The 16,042-nt window shown below is 40.0% G+C and carries 11 protein-coding genes; all 11 read right to left on the reverse strand.

Annotated elements, in window-relative coordinates; genetic code table 11:
- Window positions 1-127 precede the first annotated feature (127 nt).
- The 11 genes from meaB to ACWNMY_RS03440 all read right to left on the reverse strand — a co-directional run bounded on the left by meaB (window position 128) and on the right by ACWNMY_RS03440 (window position 15,918).
- The gene (meaB, locus tag ACWNMY_RS03390; protein ID WP_449536878.1) at window positions 128-1,231 is read right to left on the reverse strand and encodes a methylmalonyl Co-A mutase-associated GTPase MeaB; all 1,104 of its coding nucleotides are present in this window, start codon (window positions 1,229-1,231) and stop codon (window positions 128-130) included.
- The gene (scpA, locus tag ACWNMY_RS03395) at window positions 1,224-3,422 is read right to left on the reverse strand and encodes a methylmalonyl-CoA mutase (protein WP_449536879.1); all 2,199 of its coding nucleotides are present in this window, start codon (window positions 3,420-3,422) and stop codon (window positions 1,224-1,226) included. The genes meaB and scpA overlap by 8 nt, the downstream gene beginning before the upstream one ends.
- Window positions 3,415-5,349 carry a methylmalonyl-CoA mutase family protein gene (locus ACWNMY_RS03400; protein ID WP_449536880.1) on the reverse strand — a complete coding sequence of 645 codons (1,935 nt, stop codon included), beginning with the start codon at window positions 5,347-5,349 and terminating at the stop codon, window positions 3,415-3,417. The genes scpA and ACWNMY_RS03400 overlap by 8 nt, the downstream gene beginning before the upstream one ends.
- Window positions 5,350-5,771: 422 nt before the next feature.
- Window positions 5,772-7,052 (reverse strand): dihydrolipoamide acetyltransferase family protein, encoded by a 1,281-nt coding sequence (locus ACWNMY_RS03405; RefSeq protein ID WP_449536881.1) that lies wholly within the window; start codon window positions 7,050-7,052, stop codon window positions 5,772-5,774.
- A gap of 78 nt (window positions 7,053-7,130) precedes the next feature.
- On the reverse strand, window positions 7,131-8,114 hold the full coding sequence (locus ACWNMY_RS03410) for an alpha-ketoacid dehydrogenase subunit beta (protein WP_449536882.1): 984 nt from the start codon (window positions 8,112-8,114) through the stop codon (window positions 7,131-7,133).
- 12 nt (window positions 8,115-8,126) lie between these two features.
- Entirely contained in the window at window positions 8,127-9,122 is a 996-nt protein-coding gene (locus ACWNMY_RS03415; RefSeq protein ID WP_449536883.1) for a thiamine pyrophosphate-dependent dehydrogenase E1 component subunit alpha, read from the reverse strand.
- A gap of 92 nt (window positions 9,123-9,214) precedes the next feature.
- A complete protein-coding gene (lpdA, locus tag ACWNMY_RS03420; protein WP_449536884.1) occupies window positions 9,215-10,636 on the reverse strand; it encodes a dihydrolipoyl dehydrogenase in 1,422 nt (473 codons plus the stop codon).
- 25 nt (window positions 10,637-10,661) lie between these two features.
- Window positions 10,662-11,804 (reverse strand): butyrate kinase, encoded by a 1,143-nt coding sequence (gene buk / locus ACWNMY_RS03425; RefSeq protein WP_449536885.1) that lies wholly within the window; start codon window positions 11,802-11,804, stop codon window positions 10,662-10,664.
- A 93-nt stretch (window positions 11,805-11,897) separates the two neighbouring features.
- Window positions 11,898-12,998 carry a branched-chain amino acid dehydrogenase gene (gene bcd / locus ACWNMY_RS03430; protein ID WP_449536886.1) on the reverse strand — a complete coding sequence of 367 codons (1,101 nt, stop codon included), beginning with the start codon at window positions 12,996-12,998 and terminating at the stop codon, window positions 11,898-11,900.
- Window positions 12,999-13,122: 124 nt separating this feature from the next.
- Window positions 13,123-14,031 carry a phosphate butyryltransferase gene (gene yqiS / locus ACWNMY_RS03435; protein ID WP_449536887.1) on the reverse strand — a complete coding sequence of 303 codons (909 nt, stop codon included), beginning with the start codon at window positions 14,029-14,031 and terminating at the stop codon, window positions 13,123-13,125.
- Between the two features lie 153 nt (window positions 14,032-14,184).
- On the reverse strand, window positions 14,185-15,918 hold the full coding sequence (locus ACWNMY_RS03440) for a sigma 54-interacting transcriptional regulator (protein ID WP_449536888.1): 1,734 nt from the start codon (window positions 15,916-15,918) through the stop codon (window positions 14,185-14,187).
- Between the last annotated feature and the right edge of the window lie 124 nt (window positions 15,919-16,042).

Below are 16,042 nucleotides of genomic sequence, written 5' to 3' on the forward strand. Positions count from 1 at the left end.
AAATCTGAGATACTTTGTAAGCAACACGTTTATTATAACAATTTTTGGGTATCATATTACTACATCTAGATCATACCCCTAAACTCCCTAGATGGAAGGAAGGCATTTAATGGCTTTCCTTCTTTTTTTATTTTTCATAAAGCCGAATTAATTCCTTCACGGCTGATGTTACGTTAACGTCCCCCTTTACCACTTTGTTTTCCACTAGAGGAAGCATGCTTTTTATCGATTCATTGCTAAAAAAGCTTGTTTCTAGGTAATCTTTTATCATGGCATAGATCCAATCCCTCGTTTGAGAATTTCTTCTATCCTGAAAGACACCAGAGGCCTTCGTAATCTCTACAAAGCGTTCGATCACGTTCCACATCTCATCAATACCTTCATTGTTTAATGCTGAGGCTGTGTAGGCTTTAGTGGACCACCCCTTTGTTGCAGGTTGGAGATAATGAAGGATTCGACTATATTCAGAGCGAGCAACCTTCGCCTTCTGCTTATTATCTCCGTCAGCCTTATTAACCAATAACGCATCAGCAAGCTCCATAACCCCTTTTTTCATTCCTTGAAGTTCATCACCTGCACCCGTTAGGACAAGAAGAAGAAAGAAATCTACCATACTTCTCACAACGATTTCACTTTGACCCACGCCAATTGTTTCAACTAAAATCACATCGAATCCGGCTGCTTCACAGAGCAAAATTGTTTCCCTTGTTTTCCGATTCACTCCACCTAAATTTCCACCAGATGGAGAAGGACGAATGAATGCATTCCGATTTCGGGCAAGTGACTCCATCCTTGTCTTATCTCCAAGAATGCTGCCACCAGTTACACTACTACTCGGATCAACTGCCAACACAGCAACACGGTGTCCCTGTTCACATAAATAGGAACCAAAACTTTCAATGAACGTACTTTTACCCGCTCCAGGGACTCCTGTAATACCAATACGAACTGAGTTACCAGTGTGAGGAAGTACTTTGTTAATGACCTCCTGAGCCTGGTCTTCATGACGTTTCGCATTACTTTCAACAAGGGTAATTGCTTGTGCCAAAATCGTACGATCGCCACTTACTATACCTTGTACATAATCCATTGTCGAACGCTGCTTCTTTTTACTAAACTTACGCATTCCCACGGGTTGTTGCTGGCTATCTTTCCCTTTTACAATTTCAGTTGTAAACCCATCTGAGGGGTTTTCCGGCACCCAATCGGGACGCTGTCGTTTTTCACTCATTTCCTTCTTCCTCATAGCCAAGGCGTCGATAAATTTCTTCAATTACTTTCTCCGCAGCTACAGGGATAACAGTTCCAGGTCCGAATATGGCTGCCGCTCCCTGTTCTCTAAGGTACTCATAGTCTTGGGCAGGAATTACTCCTCCTGCAATCACAAGTATATCTTCTCTTCCTAATTTCCGTAGCTCTTCAATCAGTTGAGGTAGCAATGTTTTGTGTCCTGCAGCTAATGAACTCATGCCAACTACATGAACATCATTTTCAACTGCTTGTAATGCTGTCTCTTCTGGAGTTTGGAATAATGGTCCAATATCTACGTCAAACCCTAAATCAGCAAACGCGGTTGCGATTACTTTTGCACCGCGGTCATGGCCGTCTTGCCCCATTTTTGCAATTAAGATTCTTGGGCGTCGACCTTCATTTTCCAAAAATTCATCGGTTAATTGCTTTACATTCATTATCTCTTCCTCATTTGAATATTCAGAGCCATAGATGCCACTGATTGATCGGATAACAGCTTTATGACGTCTTGAAGCCTTCTCAATAGCTGTTGAAATCTCACCTAATGTTGCACGAGCTCTTGCAGCATTAACCGCTAGCTCTAATAGATTACCTTCACCCGTTTCAACTGCTCGTGTTATTTCAGATAATGCCTCTTCGACGTTTTGATCATTTCGAGATGCTTTTAATTCAGTTAGTCTCTCGATTTGTTTGATTCGAACAGCGGTATTGTCAATATCTAAAATATCGAGTGGGTCTTCCTTTTTTAAACGATACTTGTTAACACCTATAATCGTTTCTTTTCTCGAATCAATTCTTGCCTGTCTCCTTGCAGCGGCTTCCTCAATGCGCATTTTAGGCAGTCCAGTTTCGATTGCTTTTGTCATTCCGCCAAGCTCTTCAATCTCCTCAATATGCTTCCATGCTCTATCCATGAGTTCCTTCGTTAACGATTCTACATAATAAGATCCACCCCATGGATCGATTACGTTACAAATCCCTGTTTCATCTTGTAAATAAAGCTGTGTGTTTCTTGCAATTCTGGCTGAAAAATCGGTTGGAAGTGCAATTGCTTCATCGAGCGCATTTGTATGTAGTGATTGTGTATGCCCCATCGCAGCAGCCAAGGCTTCAATACACGTTCTCGTTACATTGTTATAAGGATCCTGTTCCGTTAAACTCCAACCAGAAGTCTGGGAATGTGTCCGAAGTGCTAATGATTTTGGATTTTTAGGATGGAATCCCTTCATCATTTGTGCCCATATGAGTCGAGCTGCCCTCATTTTTGCCACTTCCATAAAATAGTTCATTCCAATAGCCCAGAAAAAGGACAAACGCGGGGCAAAAGCATCTATATCTATACCCTTCTTGATACCCGTTCGAACATATTCCAAACCATCTGCTAACGTATATGCCAGTTCAAGGTCTGCAGGTGCTCCAGCTTCCTGCATATGATACCCTGAGATACTGATACTATTAAACTTTGGCATTTTCTTTGACGTGTACTCAAAAATATCTGAAATAATCCTCATAGAAGTTTCAGGTGGATAAATATACGTGTTACGCACCATATACTCTTTTAAAATATCATTTTGTATCGTTCCAGATAATTTTTCTGGTGTGACACCTTGTTCCTCGGCAGTCACAATATAGAACGCCATTATTGGAAGTACCGCACCATTCATCGTCATGGAGACGCTCATTTGATCAAGTGGGATTCCGTCAAACAATGTCTTCATATCCAAAATTGAATCAATTGCTACACCGGCCTTACCAACGTCACCAACAACACGAGAGTGGTCAGAATCATACCCACGGTGTGTAGCTAAATCAAATGCAACCGATAACCCTTTTTGTCCCATTGCTAGATTTCGTCGATAAAAAGCGTTACTCTCTTCTGCTGTTGAAAAGCCAGCGTATTGTCGAACTGTCCACGGTCGATTCACATACATAGTAGGATATGGCCCCCGCAAGAAAGGTGGTAGCCCTGGCATGTAATCGAGATGTGTAAGTCCCTTAAGATCTTCCTCGGTATATAGTGGTTTCACAGAAATTTGCTCATTTGTTTCAAAAAGTAAATCCTCAATTGAGTGGTTGATTTCGTCCTCAACTTTTTTTCTCCAATTTTCAGGTGTTGAAGGGGTATCGTTTGTCTTAAGTTGTATGGTCGAAAAGTCAGGTTTTTTAGCCATTATCCTGCACCCCCATTTCCTTTTGTAAGCTTTCTAAAAATCCATAACAATCAGTTCCAATATGGATAAAGTCGAGGATTCCCATCCTTTTATATTCCGCTACCGTAGCCTCGTCCTGCTGTCCCGCAATATACAAACGTATAGCCGGGTTTTGAAGCATAAGTTCCTTAGCTATAGCAGGGATCAACTCCCCATATCTATCATCTTTTCCACAAAATACAAAGGTTTGGAGCTTCATTGCCTTTGCACCAGCAATCGCAGCCTCGATAGCTTGATACCCATCGTCTCTTACGACTTGAAATCCTCCCGCTTCAAAGAAACCAGATATAAAGTCTGCCCTAGGTTTATGTTCTGGAATCGTACCTAAGTTTAGTAAACCTATTTTCGGACGTTCTCCAGTAGATTGTAAATGGTATTCAGACGCTTTTCGTAACTTTTCAAAACTCTCGGAGATACGGACTTGTGGTATTTTATCGACTGTCATTTGCTCTTGAGTATCATTGTTTGTTAGTTGATTTCTTGTTTCATTACTGCTAACCTGCATTTCTTTAATATTCGCATACACGTTTGTACCGACAATTTTTTCTTTACGGTAATTTACATTCTTTTGTCTTTCGGATAACACTTTATTTATACTAGTTTGGACACTTCCAGCTTTTAATGCCGAAAGCATACCACCTTGCAATTCTACTTCTTGAAACAGCTCCCACGCTTTCTCCGCCAGTTCATTCGTCAGGGACTCAACATACCAAGATCCACCAGCAGGATCAATAACCCTATCTAAGAATGACTCCTCTCGAAGAATGGATTGAGTATTTCTAGCAATTCTACGTGAAAATGAATCAGAGCTCTTAATCGGTTCATCAAATGGACTAACATGTAGACTGTCAATTCCACCAATAATCGCTGAGAACGCCTCTGTTGTTGATCGAAGCATATTTACATAAGGATCATAAATTGTTTTTGAAAAAGCTGATGTTCTTGCATGGATATACATTTTAGAGGATTCTTCTTTACCTCCATATGCCTCAATAATTGTAGACCAAAGAATCTTTGCCGCACGAAGCTTCGCAATTTCCATAAAGACATTTGAGCCGATCGAGAAAGTAAAAGTTATCCGCGATGCGATTTCGTCTATCGCAAGTCCTCTCTCAATAAGTTCGCTCACATATTCTGCAGCAGTTCCCAATGAATATGCTAGTTCTTGAACAGCATTCCCCCCACCATTGTGGTAGGGGTCTCCTTTTACAAGAATTGTACGCAGATTTGAACTCTTTTCTATTGCCCATTTTACCGATTCAGCTAATTGGTCATATCCTTTCTCAAGTGGCAAAGGTAAAGTACCGTTTGTGACTAATTGTGCAAACAGGTCCATGCCAATCGTTCCTGTAAGTTCTTCAGAGGAAATATTCTGCTCATTTATGTACGAAGAAACCAGATTTAGAAATGGAAGTAGCCCGGTTTTAGCGTCAATGAAAACAGGTATAGACGAAAGTGGAATCCCATCTAAAGCTATTTTCATATCTTCTATAGTATGTAGTGGAAGTCCTACTTCTGTACTATTTTGGGGCTGTAATGTAAAATGTATCATGGTTTGCCCATTTGCAAGTCCATCCTTTAGAGCTGCATTAAACCCTTCAAGTGTTGCATCATCTATTTCTTGACTTACATGCCAAGGTTGACTTACATATCCCGTGAGGCGAGTCCCACGCACTTTTGAGCTTTCACCCGGCATTTCCTTCAGAAAAGGATTATGTTTGATATCTTCCTTCGTATAAATGGGTTTAAGTATAATATTTTCATATGTTTTGGTATGTAGTTTTTCTATCGGCTTTCCTTTTAACGATTTTTCAGCTTCGTTTTTCCATGTCTCGTAATCTATTGGTGGGAAGGTAATAGCCTGGTATTCTTTAGATTGTTTTGTCACATGGTTGCCTCCTCTTTCGTAATCGCTTACAGTTAATTCTTTATTCTAATTTTAGTATATATATTGGGATGTCGCAATGGATAGATGTATTAGTAAATTGATGATAAGTGTTTGGAATCTTGTAGAAAAGAATAAATGATTTGTATAGATCAGGCTTAAAACGGGGATTGCATGTACCTCATGTTGCATGTTGTGGTACATGCTTAGGCTAATTTTGTTATAGCTTGTACGTCTAGAGCCCTCACGGTACAGGCTCGTGCTATTTGTCGAGATAGTTTGTACCTCTAGAGCCTTCTGCTCATGCTTAACTTGTACCTCTAACCATTCACGCAATACAGGCTCTTGAATATACAGGAGATAGTGTGTAACCCAAAATCGATGTAAAAAAAAGACACTGCCAATGCAATGTCTTTATCATGTATTTAATAAATGGATGTGTTCTCTTTGGAAGTAGTTTCGATAATTTCCTTTACACGAGCTAGGAATCTTCCACAAATAAGGCCGTCCAGAACGCGGTGGTCTAAGGACATGCAAAGATTCACCATATCGCGAACAGCGATCATTCCATTAATAATCACTGGTCGTTTCACAATTGATTCAACTTGTAGAATAGCAGCCTGTGGATAATTAATAATCCCCATTGATTGAACAGATCCAAATGATCCCGTATTATTAACAGTAAAGGTACCACCCTGCATTTCATCTGCTGTAAGCTTCCCAGCACGAACTTTAGCAGCTAACTCAGTGATTTCCCTTGCAATACCTTTAATAGATTTTTCATCAGCATGTTTAATTACTGGCACGAATAGAGCATCCTCGGTCGCAACTGCAATGGAGATATTAATGTCCTTCTTCTGGATAATTTTATCCCCTGCCCACATTGAATTAATTTGTGGAAATTCTTTCAAAGCCTGTGCTACAGCTTTTACAAAAAAGGCGAAAAATGTAAGGTTGAAGCCTTCCTTTTGTTTGAATTCACCCTTAATTGAATTTCTGTATTCCACCATATTCGTTGCATCAACTTCAATCATTGTCCATGCATGTGGAGCTTCATGCTTACTACGTAGCATATTTGCTGCAATTGCTTTTCGAACTCCTGTTACCGGAATTTCAATATCTCCTACTGAAGAAGACGTTATACTTGGTGACGTAGCAGGTTTGCTAACTTGTTTCTCAATAGTTTTGTTAGGAGTTTGTGTTGCTTCTTTTTCAACCAGTCCAGCGCTAGAAGGTATTTCTCCAGACTGAATTAGCTTTTGTAGGTCTTTCCGTGTGATTCTTCCACCTGCACCTGTACCTGTTACTTGACTTAGGTCAATATTATGTTCTTGTGAAAGCTTTAATACAGCAGGAGAATATCGTAGTTTAGACGAATTATCAGCAGGTTCTTGAGCTATCTTCTCATCTCTTTCCGGCGTTTCAACCACATTCAGATTTGATGCAGTTGGTTCTGACGACCCACCCGCTGTTTCGATGATACAAATAACCTCACCAACCGCTAACGTTTCTCCTTCTTCAGCAATAAGCTCTTTTATTGTACCTGAAAAAGACGAAGGTACCTCAGCATTTACCTTATCTGTCATTACCTCTGCTAATGGGTCATATTTATTAACCGTATCTCCAACAGCAACAAGCCACTTACTTATTGTACCCTCTGTTACACTCTCACCGAGTTGGGGCATTGTAATTTTTTCAGTTGCCAATCGTGAAAACCTCCTCAATTACCAATTCAAATCACTCTAATTCCCGAAGTTAAAATACAGGAATTATACGAATTAAAGTTAAAACTCTGCAAGCTCTCTCATTGCTTTTTCTACTTTATCAGGATTCACCATAAAGAATTTCTCCATTGTTGGAGCATACGGCATTGCTGGTACATCTGGACCTGCAAGTCGTTTAATTGGTGCATCTAATTCAAATAAGCAATTTTCAGCAATGATTGCAGAAACCTCACTCATAATACTTCCTTCTTTATTGTCTTCCGTTAGAAGAAGTACTTTACCTGTTTTTGAAGCTGCTTCCACAATAGCTTCTTTATCTAATGGATAAACCGTACGCAGATCAAGGATATGTGCTTGAATTCCATCTTTAGCTAGTCGCTCAGCAGCCTGTAGCGCGAAATGAACACATAAACCGTAGGTGATTACCGTGATGTCATCACCCTGACGCTTGACATCTGCTTTTCCAATTGGTAGTACGTAATCATCATCAGGTACTTCGCCTTTAATCAGACGATATGCACGTTTGTGCTCGAAAAATAAAACCGGGTCTTCGTCACGTATAGCAGCTTTTAGCAAGCCTTTAACATCATAAGGGGTAGATGGCATTACGATTTTAAGTCCAGGCTGGTTTGCAAACACAGCTTCAACTGATTGTGAATGATATAACGCACCATGCACTCCTCCACCATATGGAGCACGAATCGTAATCGGACAACTCCAGTCATTATTTGTTCGATAACGAACCTTCGCTGCTTCAGAAATTATTTGATTAACAGCAGGCATAATAAAATCTGCAAACTGCATTTCAGCAATAGGTCTCATTCCGTACATTGCTGCCCCGATTCCAACACCAGCAATAGCTGACTCAGCTAAAGGGGTATCAATGACTCGTTGTTCTCCAAATTGCTCATAAAGTCCATTGGTTGCTTTAAATACTCCACCTTTTACTCCTACGTCTTCCCCCAATATGAAAACCTTAGGATCTCGTTCCATTTCTTCACGAATTGCCATTGTTACAGCATCTATATAGGATATTACAGGCATTTTTCTTCCCCCTTACTGTTCAGCGTATACAAACTTTAATGCGTGTTCAGGCTCTGCATATGGCGCAGTTTCAGCATAATCTGTCGCTTCATTTACAAGCTTTGCAACACGATCTGCAATTTCCTTTTCCTTCTCCTCATCCAACACACCAGTATCCATTAAATAACTTTTAAAAGAATGAACTGGGTCATTTTTCTTTGCCTCTGCAACTTCTTCTTGCTCACGATATGCACGATCATCATCATCTGATGAATGGGCAGTTAAACGGTATGAAATTGTCTCTATTAAGGTCGGCCCTTCCCCTCGGCGACCTCTGTCCGCAGCTTCTTTAACTGCCTTATATACTTCAAGAGGATCATTTCCATCTATCGTTATCCCTGGCATTCCATAACCAATTGCACGATCCGAAATTTTCTCACAGGCAACCTGTTTTTCATAAGGAACTGAAATGGCATATTTATTATTTTCACACATGAAAATGACTGGCAGTTTATGAACGGCAGCAAAATTCGCACCTTCATGGAAGTCACCTTGGTTTGAGGAGCCTTCTCCAAACGTTACGAACGTAACTAAATCTTTCCCTTCCATCCTTCCGCCAAGCGCAACACCAACAGCATGTGGTACTTGAGTCGTAACAGGTGAAGAACCAGTTACAATTCGGTTTTTCTTCTGACCAAAATGACCAGGCATTTGACGTCCACCTGAATTTGGGTCTTCAGCTTTAGCGAATCCAGAAAGCATAAGCTCTTTCGCAGTCATTCCAAATGTTAGAACAACCCCCATATCACGATAATACGGTAATACATAATCCTTTTCTCGATCGAGGGCAAACGCCGCACCAACTTGCGCTGCTTCTTGACCTTGACAGGAAATGACGAATGGTATCTTCCCTGCTCGGTTTAACAACCACATTCTCTCGTCAATTTTTCGAGCTAAAAGCATTGTTTCATACATTTCAACAACCGCTTCATCGCTTAATCCTAATGCTTGATGACGATTTTCAGACATGTACTATACCTCCCAAAAAATCATAATGTATCTATTACACACAAATTTCTATGCTATCTCTCTATAAGAATAAAAGGTCCTTTTTATACTACCTATGAATGTATCGCCTTTCCATCAACAGCTAACGCAGCTTCCCCAATTGCTTCAGATAACGTTGGATGTGGATGGATGGTGTGTGCAACCTCCCAAGGAGTAGCATCTAGTACCCTAGCTAAACCTGCCTCTGATATCATATCTGTCACATGTGGTCCAATCATATGTACTCCTAATAGATCATCCGTTGCTTCATCTACCACGAGCTTTACAAAACCATCAGACTCACCAAAAACTAAAGCCTTCCCAATTGCTCTAAATGAGAACTTACCCACTTTCACAGAAAAACCTTTTTCCTTGGCTTCCTCTTCCGTAAAACCTACACTTGCAACCTCTGGGCTACTGTATACACACTTAGAGACGAGTGAGTAATCTATAGGTGCTGGCTGTTCATTAGCTATATGCTCTACTGCAACAATACCCTCATGTGAAGCTACATGGGCTAGCTGTAGACCACCAATTACATCACCGATCGCATAGATATGAGATTCCTTTGTTTGGAAAAACTCATTTGTTGTAATATAGCCTTTTTCCACGATAATCTCTGTATTTTCGATCCCAATGTTTTCAACGTTCGCTTGACGTCCTACAGATACAAGGATCTTCTCAGCTGAAAAGGCCTTTTCTTCACCCTTATGTTCTGCTTTTATGGTGATTCCGTCGCCTTTTTCGAGAGTTTCAGGTAAAACCTTTGCACCTGTTACAATTTTAACGCCTTTCTTCTTCATCAAACGTTGCATTTCCTTTGAGACCTCATGATCTTCTGTAGGAAGGATTCTGTCAGCATATTCTAGAACTGTTACTTCTACGCCAAAGTCATGAAGCATTGACGCCCATTCAATCCCAATAACGCCACCTCCGACAATAACAATTGACTTAGGGAGACTTTCCATCTGAAGAGCTTCGTCTGAGGTCATAACATATTCGCCATCAACTTCAAGTCCAGGTAATGACCTTGGTCTTGAACCAGTAGCAATAATTACGTTCTTAGGAATTAACATTTCATTTTCCTCACCGTTGTTCATTTCAACGGAAATTGTGCCTGGCATTGGGGAGAAAATAGATGGACCTAAAATACGTCCTAATCCATCAATTACATCAATTTTCCCCTGTTTCATTAAATGCTGTACACCCTTATGCAATTGTTCGGTAATACGTACTTTTCGTTCCTGCACCTTTGAAAAGTCTAGAGAAACTTCTTTTGCAATAACACCAAATTCCTCACTTCTCTTCGTTGTAGCATATACCTCAGCACTTCTTAATAGGGCCTTACTTGGAATACAGCCAGCATGTAAACAAGTTCCTCCAAGTTTCCCTTTTTCTACAACAGCCACTTTTAACCCTAGCTGTGAGGCACGAATTGCTGCAACATAACCGCCAGTTCCCCCACCAAGTATTACAACATCATATTCTTTTGCCATAACTACACACCTTCTTACATCCACATTATTTTAGTACATGGGTTTCAAGCGGCTTTCCAGGATATTCTTTTACCATTTCTTCTCCTCGAAGCACACGTAACGCACCCTCTGCCAACGCCTGTAATTCATTTTCTCCAGGTTGTATAATCACATCTGCAATCCAATTAACATGGTTAGAAATCTGGGTTATAAACTCTTGCCCGTAGGCTAACCCACCCGTTAGAATAATTGCATCTACTCTTCCAGACAAGACCGCACTTGCAGCTCCTATTTCCTTCGCTATTTGATAGGCCATTGCATGATAGACTAATTTCGCCTTTTCGTCACCTCTCGCAATCATTCTTTCAACTTCTACTGCATTATTTGTACCGAGATAACCGACTAATCCACCTTGACCTACTAGTTTCTTCATTATTTCTTCACGGAAATATTGACCCGAATAACAAAGGTCGATCAAATCACCAGCTGGTACTGTTCCAGCACGTTCTGGACTGAAAGGACCATCACCGTGTAGCCCATTATTTACATCTACAACCTTCCCTTGCTTATGGACGCCAACTGTAATTCCGCCACCCATATGTGTAACAATTAAATTCAAGTCTTCATAGCTTCTTCCAAGATCCTTTGCAACTCTTCTAGCAACAGCTTTTTGATTTAACGCATGAAAAATGCTTCTTCGCTCAATTAGAGCAAAACCTGTTATTTTGGCAATTGGATCTAATTCATCGACAACCACTGGATCAACGATATAAGGAGGAATATTTAACCCTGACGCAATCTCGTATGCAAGGATACCGCCAAGGTTTGAGGCGTGTTGACCGGCATACCCAATTCTCAAATCAAGGAGCATTTCTTCATTTACTTCATATGTCCCACCTTGGATTGGTTTCAATAATCCTCCACGGCCACACACTGCACTCAATTTCGAAATGTTAATTCCCTCATTGTCTAATGTTTCTAGGATCGTAGTTTTTCGAAACTCATATTGATCGATGATATTTTCAAATAAATGTAACTCTGAGCTCTCATGTCTGATTGTCTTCTCAAACACTGCACGTTCATTATCATATACGCCAATTTTTGTTGATGTCGACCCGGGATTGATAACCAGAATACGATATTCTTTGTCCTGCAATGTTGCAACCTCCAGTGTTGTACAGTGGTACATAATTTGGTTCAGTTAATTACTTTTTTATAAGGCTATCCTGAGAGGTTAAGAAGGGAAAAGCTTGTTTGCAGCATTTCCCCATATATAGTCTGATTACTTGTTTCTACGACTTAAAATGTTGTGTCCATTTCGTAAAAATTGACTGCGCGAATTTCTCATTCTTTCAATGCGCTCTTCCGCAAGACGATCTGCAGCTTGATAAGTAGGGATGCCATCTCTCTTTGCAATGGCAATTACTTTTTCAATTGTGTCGTAAATTAATTCGACTTTCTTAAGTGCGCGTTCTTGATTATAGCCATATAATTCATCAGCAACATTGATAACTCCACCAGCATTAATGACATAGTCTGGCGCGTACACGATTCCAAGTTCATGAATGATATCGCCATGGCGTGATTCTTTCAACTGGTTATTTGCAGAGCCTGCAATTACTTTTGCTTTTAACTGTGGGATAGTCTCATCATTGACTGTCGCACCAAGTGCACAAGGAGCATAAATATCACAATCCACAGTATATATATCATTTGGGTCAACTGCTTTCGCCCCAAAGTCTGCAACTGCTCGGTCAACCGCATCTTTATTGATATCTGTTACGATTAGTTGAGCTCCCTCTTCATGTAAATATTTACAGAGGGTATACGCAACATTACCGACACCTTGTACTGCAACTACCTTTCCTTCCAATGAATCAGAACCAAAGGCTTCCTTAGCTGCAGCCTTCATCCCGCGATAAACACCATATGCTGTCACAGGTGATGGATTACCTGATGAGCCAAACGCAGGCGAAATACCTGTTACAAAATCAGTTTCTTCGTGGATAATATCCATATCCGCAACGGTTGTACCAACATCCTCAGCCGTAATATAACGACCATTAAGACCTTGAATATAACGACCAAAAGCACGGAACATTTCTTCATTTTTATCCTTACGTGGGTCTCCAATTATTACTGTCTTTCCACCGCCTAGATTTAGTCCAGCAGCAGCGTTTTTATACGTCATTCCTTTTGCAAGCCTTAGGGCATCCTCAATTGCTGCCTCCTCAGAAGCATATGTCCACATACGTGTTCCACCAAGTGCTGGTCCTAATGTTGTATCATGTATCGCAATAATTGCTTTTAAACCTGATTGTTTATCCTGACAAAAAACTAATTGCTCATAATCATATTTTTCCATATAAGAAAAGATTTCCATTTGTAATTTCCTCCCCAAGATAGTGATCCAAATGCGCCTATGTTTAATTCCACCAGAATTTATCTTCCTAAAATCTCAGAACTAGGCTGCAAATTTTTTTCAGTTAATTGTAAAGCTGAATGTATTAATTAGTAGTAACAGAGCAAACTGCCAATGCTAATGAATATAATTTACTTTTAGCAGTATCAGCTCTAGACGTTAACACAATAGGTGCAGTGGCACCTGCAATTACAGCCCCTACTTCTGCTTTTGCAAAATAGACTAATGATTTATATAATGCATTTCCAACTTCAATCGTTGGAACTACCAAAATATCAGCCTGTCCAGCAACTTCGCTTGTAATTCCTTTATGCTCTGCCGCATGAAAAGAGACAGCATTATCTAATGCTAATGGACCATCAATGATACAGTTCTTAATCTGCCCTCGGTTATTCATCTGAGTTAAAACGGCAGCATCCAACGTTGCCTGCATTGCTGGATTTACTACTTCAACTGCTGCAATGGGTGCCACTTTTGGAAGAGATATCCCGATTGCATTCGCTACCCTCACAGCATTGTTTACGATCTGTGCCTTTTCTTGAAGTCCTGGCGCGATGTTCATTGCTGCGTCTGTTACAAAGAGTAAACGATCATACCCAGGAACATCGAAGACTGCTACATGTGAGAGAACATTTCCCGTTCGTAGTCCATACTCTTTATGGAGAACAGCTTTTAGAAGGGTTGAAGTAGAGATATTCCCTTTCATTAATACATCTGCTTCCCCTGTATGGACAGCTTTAACTGCTAACTCTGCTGATTCTTCTTGTGAGGCAGTATGTACCACAACAAGTGCTCCATGTCCTATTGTATTCTCTGCTTTTTCTGAAAGAATCTGATGAATTCTTTCCTCGTTCCCATACAAGAGAAATTGAGCAATCTCCTTGTTAACAGCCTGAACCACGGCTTCAAGTACCTCTGCATCCTCAGCTGCAGCAACAGCAACCATAACTAGCGGCTGCCTTACTGCCTTATCAACTAGATTTTTTAAATTCATAGAGCCTTACCTTCTCTTTTCTCTATTTCTTTTTGTATCATTACATGTTCTTACATTGCAAGAATCGTGCCAACCCATAAAAACAATGTAAGCGCTTTACTGCATTAAGTTTTATTAAAGGGATATGCTGCAACAACTTGCACATGTTGCAAATTATTGCGTGCTCAAATTTGCAAGATTATATTTTTCTAACTTATAATACAAACTCCTAAGCGATATCCCTAACGACTTAGCAGCTGCGGTCTTATTCCCGCCATTTAAAGCCAATACATCAGATATGACTTTTGCCTCGTATTGTTCGACTAACTCCGAGAGCGGTATATCTTTTATTTCCGATTCAGAAATAAGAGTACCAACCGGGACTTGTTCTTTTATATCATATAAAGGTTGAATATGCTTGATATCAATTAGTCTTTCCTGATACTTCATAAAGATTACGGCTCTACCAAGTACATTTTCTAACTCCCTGACATTTCCAGGCCAATCATAATCATGTAAATAATTGATGGCTTCTTCAGTTAGTCCTTCAACATTTCTACCGTAATCTTGGTTTATTTTATGTAGCAAATGCCCAGCTAACGGTTTTATATCTTGCTTCCTCATTCGTAAGGAAGGAATGTGGATTGGAATTTTATTCAAACGATAATACAAATCTTCTCTAAAGGTACCATTTGCAATTCCTTTTTCTAAATTTACATTTGTAGCTGCAATAATTCGGACATCAATTGAGGTCGGTTTCGTTCCTCCAACTCGAAGAATCTCTTTTTCCTGCAATACCCTTAATAATTTGGCTTGCGTATTTAATGATAATTCCCCAATTTCATCTAGAAAAATACTACCATTATTCGCTTCCTCAAATAAGCCACGCTTTCCACCGCGCATTGCACCTGAAAAAGCTCCTTCCTCATACCCGAAAAGTTCACTTTCTAAAAGCGACTCCGAAATCGCAGCACAATTCACTCTAACAAATTTATTAAATTTACGTTTACTCTCATTATGTATGGCATGTGCGAACAGTTCCTTACCAGTACCTGATTCACCTCGTAGTAAAACTGTTGCTGGAGTTTTCGCACCCAATTTTGCCTGTTCAATTGCAAATTCCATCTCTTCTGAAGAACCAATGATATCATCAAATGTATACTTTGCTTCGAGGGAACGGATGATATGCCTAGCTCGGCTCAATTCCGATGTTAACTGGCTGATTTCAGACATATCATGAATAACACCAACACTGCCCTTTAACCTGCCATCAACAATTACAGGTGCAACATTAACGATTACATCTTTATTATGAGGTCCTACCTTCATACGTACCCCACGAACAGGTCTCCTTGTCTTTAGAACCTGCATATGCATACTTTCACCTTCAGAAATATCTGCATTCGCTGGCTTCCCTATTACCTGTTCCTTATCAAGGCCAGTAATGCGAGAGTAAGCTCGGTTTATTAAAATTCCACGACCATCCTCATCAACCACAGAAATTGCATCATCCGAAGATTGAATAATTGCTTCAAGCATGGTTTGTATCTCTTTCAAGTTTGTTATTTCTTCAGCAAGATTTACAACTTCGGTAATATCTTTAAATACAGCAAAGGCACCTAACAACATACCTGAATCATTTACCATTGGAATTCGTGTTGTTATAATTTTGCGGCCATTGTTCAGGACTAATTCCTGATTCACTTCAACCGCCCTTGTAGTAAGAATCTCTGGAAGTTTACTATCTGGTATACATTCATAAATATGCTTTCCAACTGCTTTTTCCTTTGAGACACCAATCATCTTACTGGCACTATCATTAAGGAGGATAACTTGACTATTAATATCAATGACAATCATGCCATCATGGGTCGAGTTAAAAATAAGATCAATCATGACTTCTTGCATACCATTCCACCACCTACTGCAAAGTATTGAGTTGTGCAATAAATTACACACTCTATTATTGCCCTTTGCAAAAAAATGCACACCTTTATAATACCCCGAAAGCTCCAGCTTGACAAATCTTTTA

The organism is Ferdinandcohnia sp. Marseille-Q9671 (assembly GCF_976954385.1).

Bases quoted from the DNA above. Each gene is read 5' to 3' on its own strand.
- meaB (WP_449536878.1), bottom strand. From the start codon at position 1,231: ATGAGTGAAAAACGACAGCGTCCCGATTGGGTGCCGGAAAACCCCTCA.
- bcd (WP_449536886.1), bottom strand. From the start codon at position 12,998: ATGGAAATCTTTTCTTATATGGAAAAATATGATTATGAGCAATTAGTT.
- ACWNMY_RS03440 (WP_449536888.1), bottom strand. From the start codon at position 15,918: ATGCAAGAAGTCATGATTGATCTTATTTTTAACTCGACCCATGATGGC.
- scpA (WP_449536879.1), bottom strand. From the start codon at position 3,422: ATGGCTAAAAAACCTGACTTTTCGACCATACAACTTAAGACAAACGAT.
- ACWNMY_RS03415 (WP_449536883.1), bottom strand. From the start codon at position 9,122: ATGTCTGAAAATCGTCATCAAGCATTAGGATTAAGCGATGAAGCGGTT.
- yqiS (WP_449536887.1), bottom strand. From the start codon at position 14,031: ATGAATTTAAAAAATCTAGTTGATAAGGCAGTAAGGCAGCCGCTAGTT.
- lpdA (WP_449536884.1), bottom strand. From the start codon at position 10,636: ATGGCAAAAGAATATGATGTTGTAATACTTGGTGGGGGAACTGGCGGT.
- ACWNMY_RS03410 (WP_449536882.1), bottom strand. From the start codon at position 8,114: ATGCCTGTAATATCCTATATAGATGCTGTAACAATGGCAATTCGTGAA.
- buk (WP_449536885.1), bottom strand. From the start codon at position 11,804: ATGTACCACTGTACAACACTGGAGGTTGCAACATTGCAGGACAAAGAA.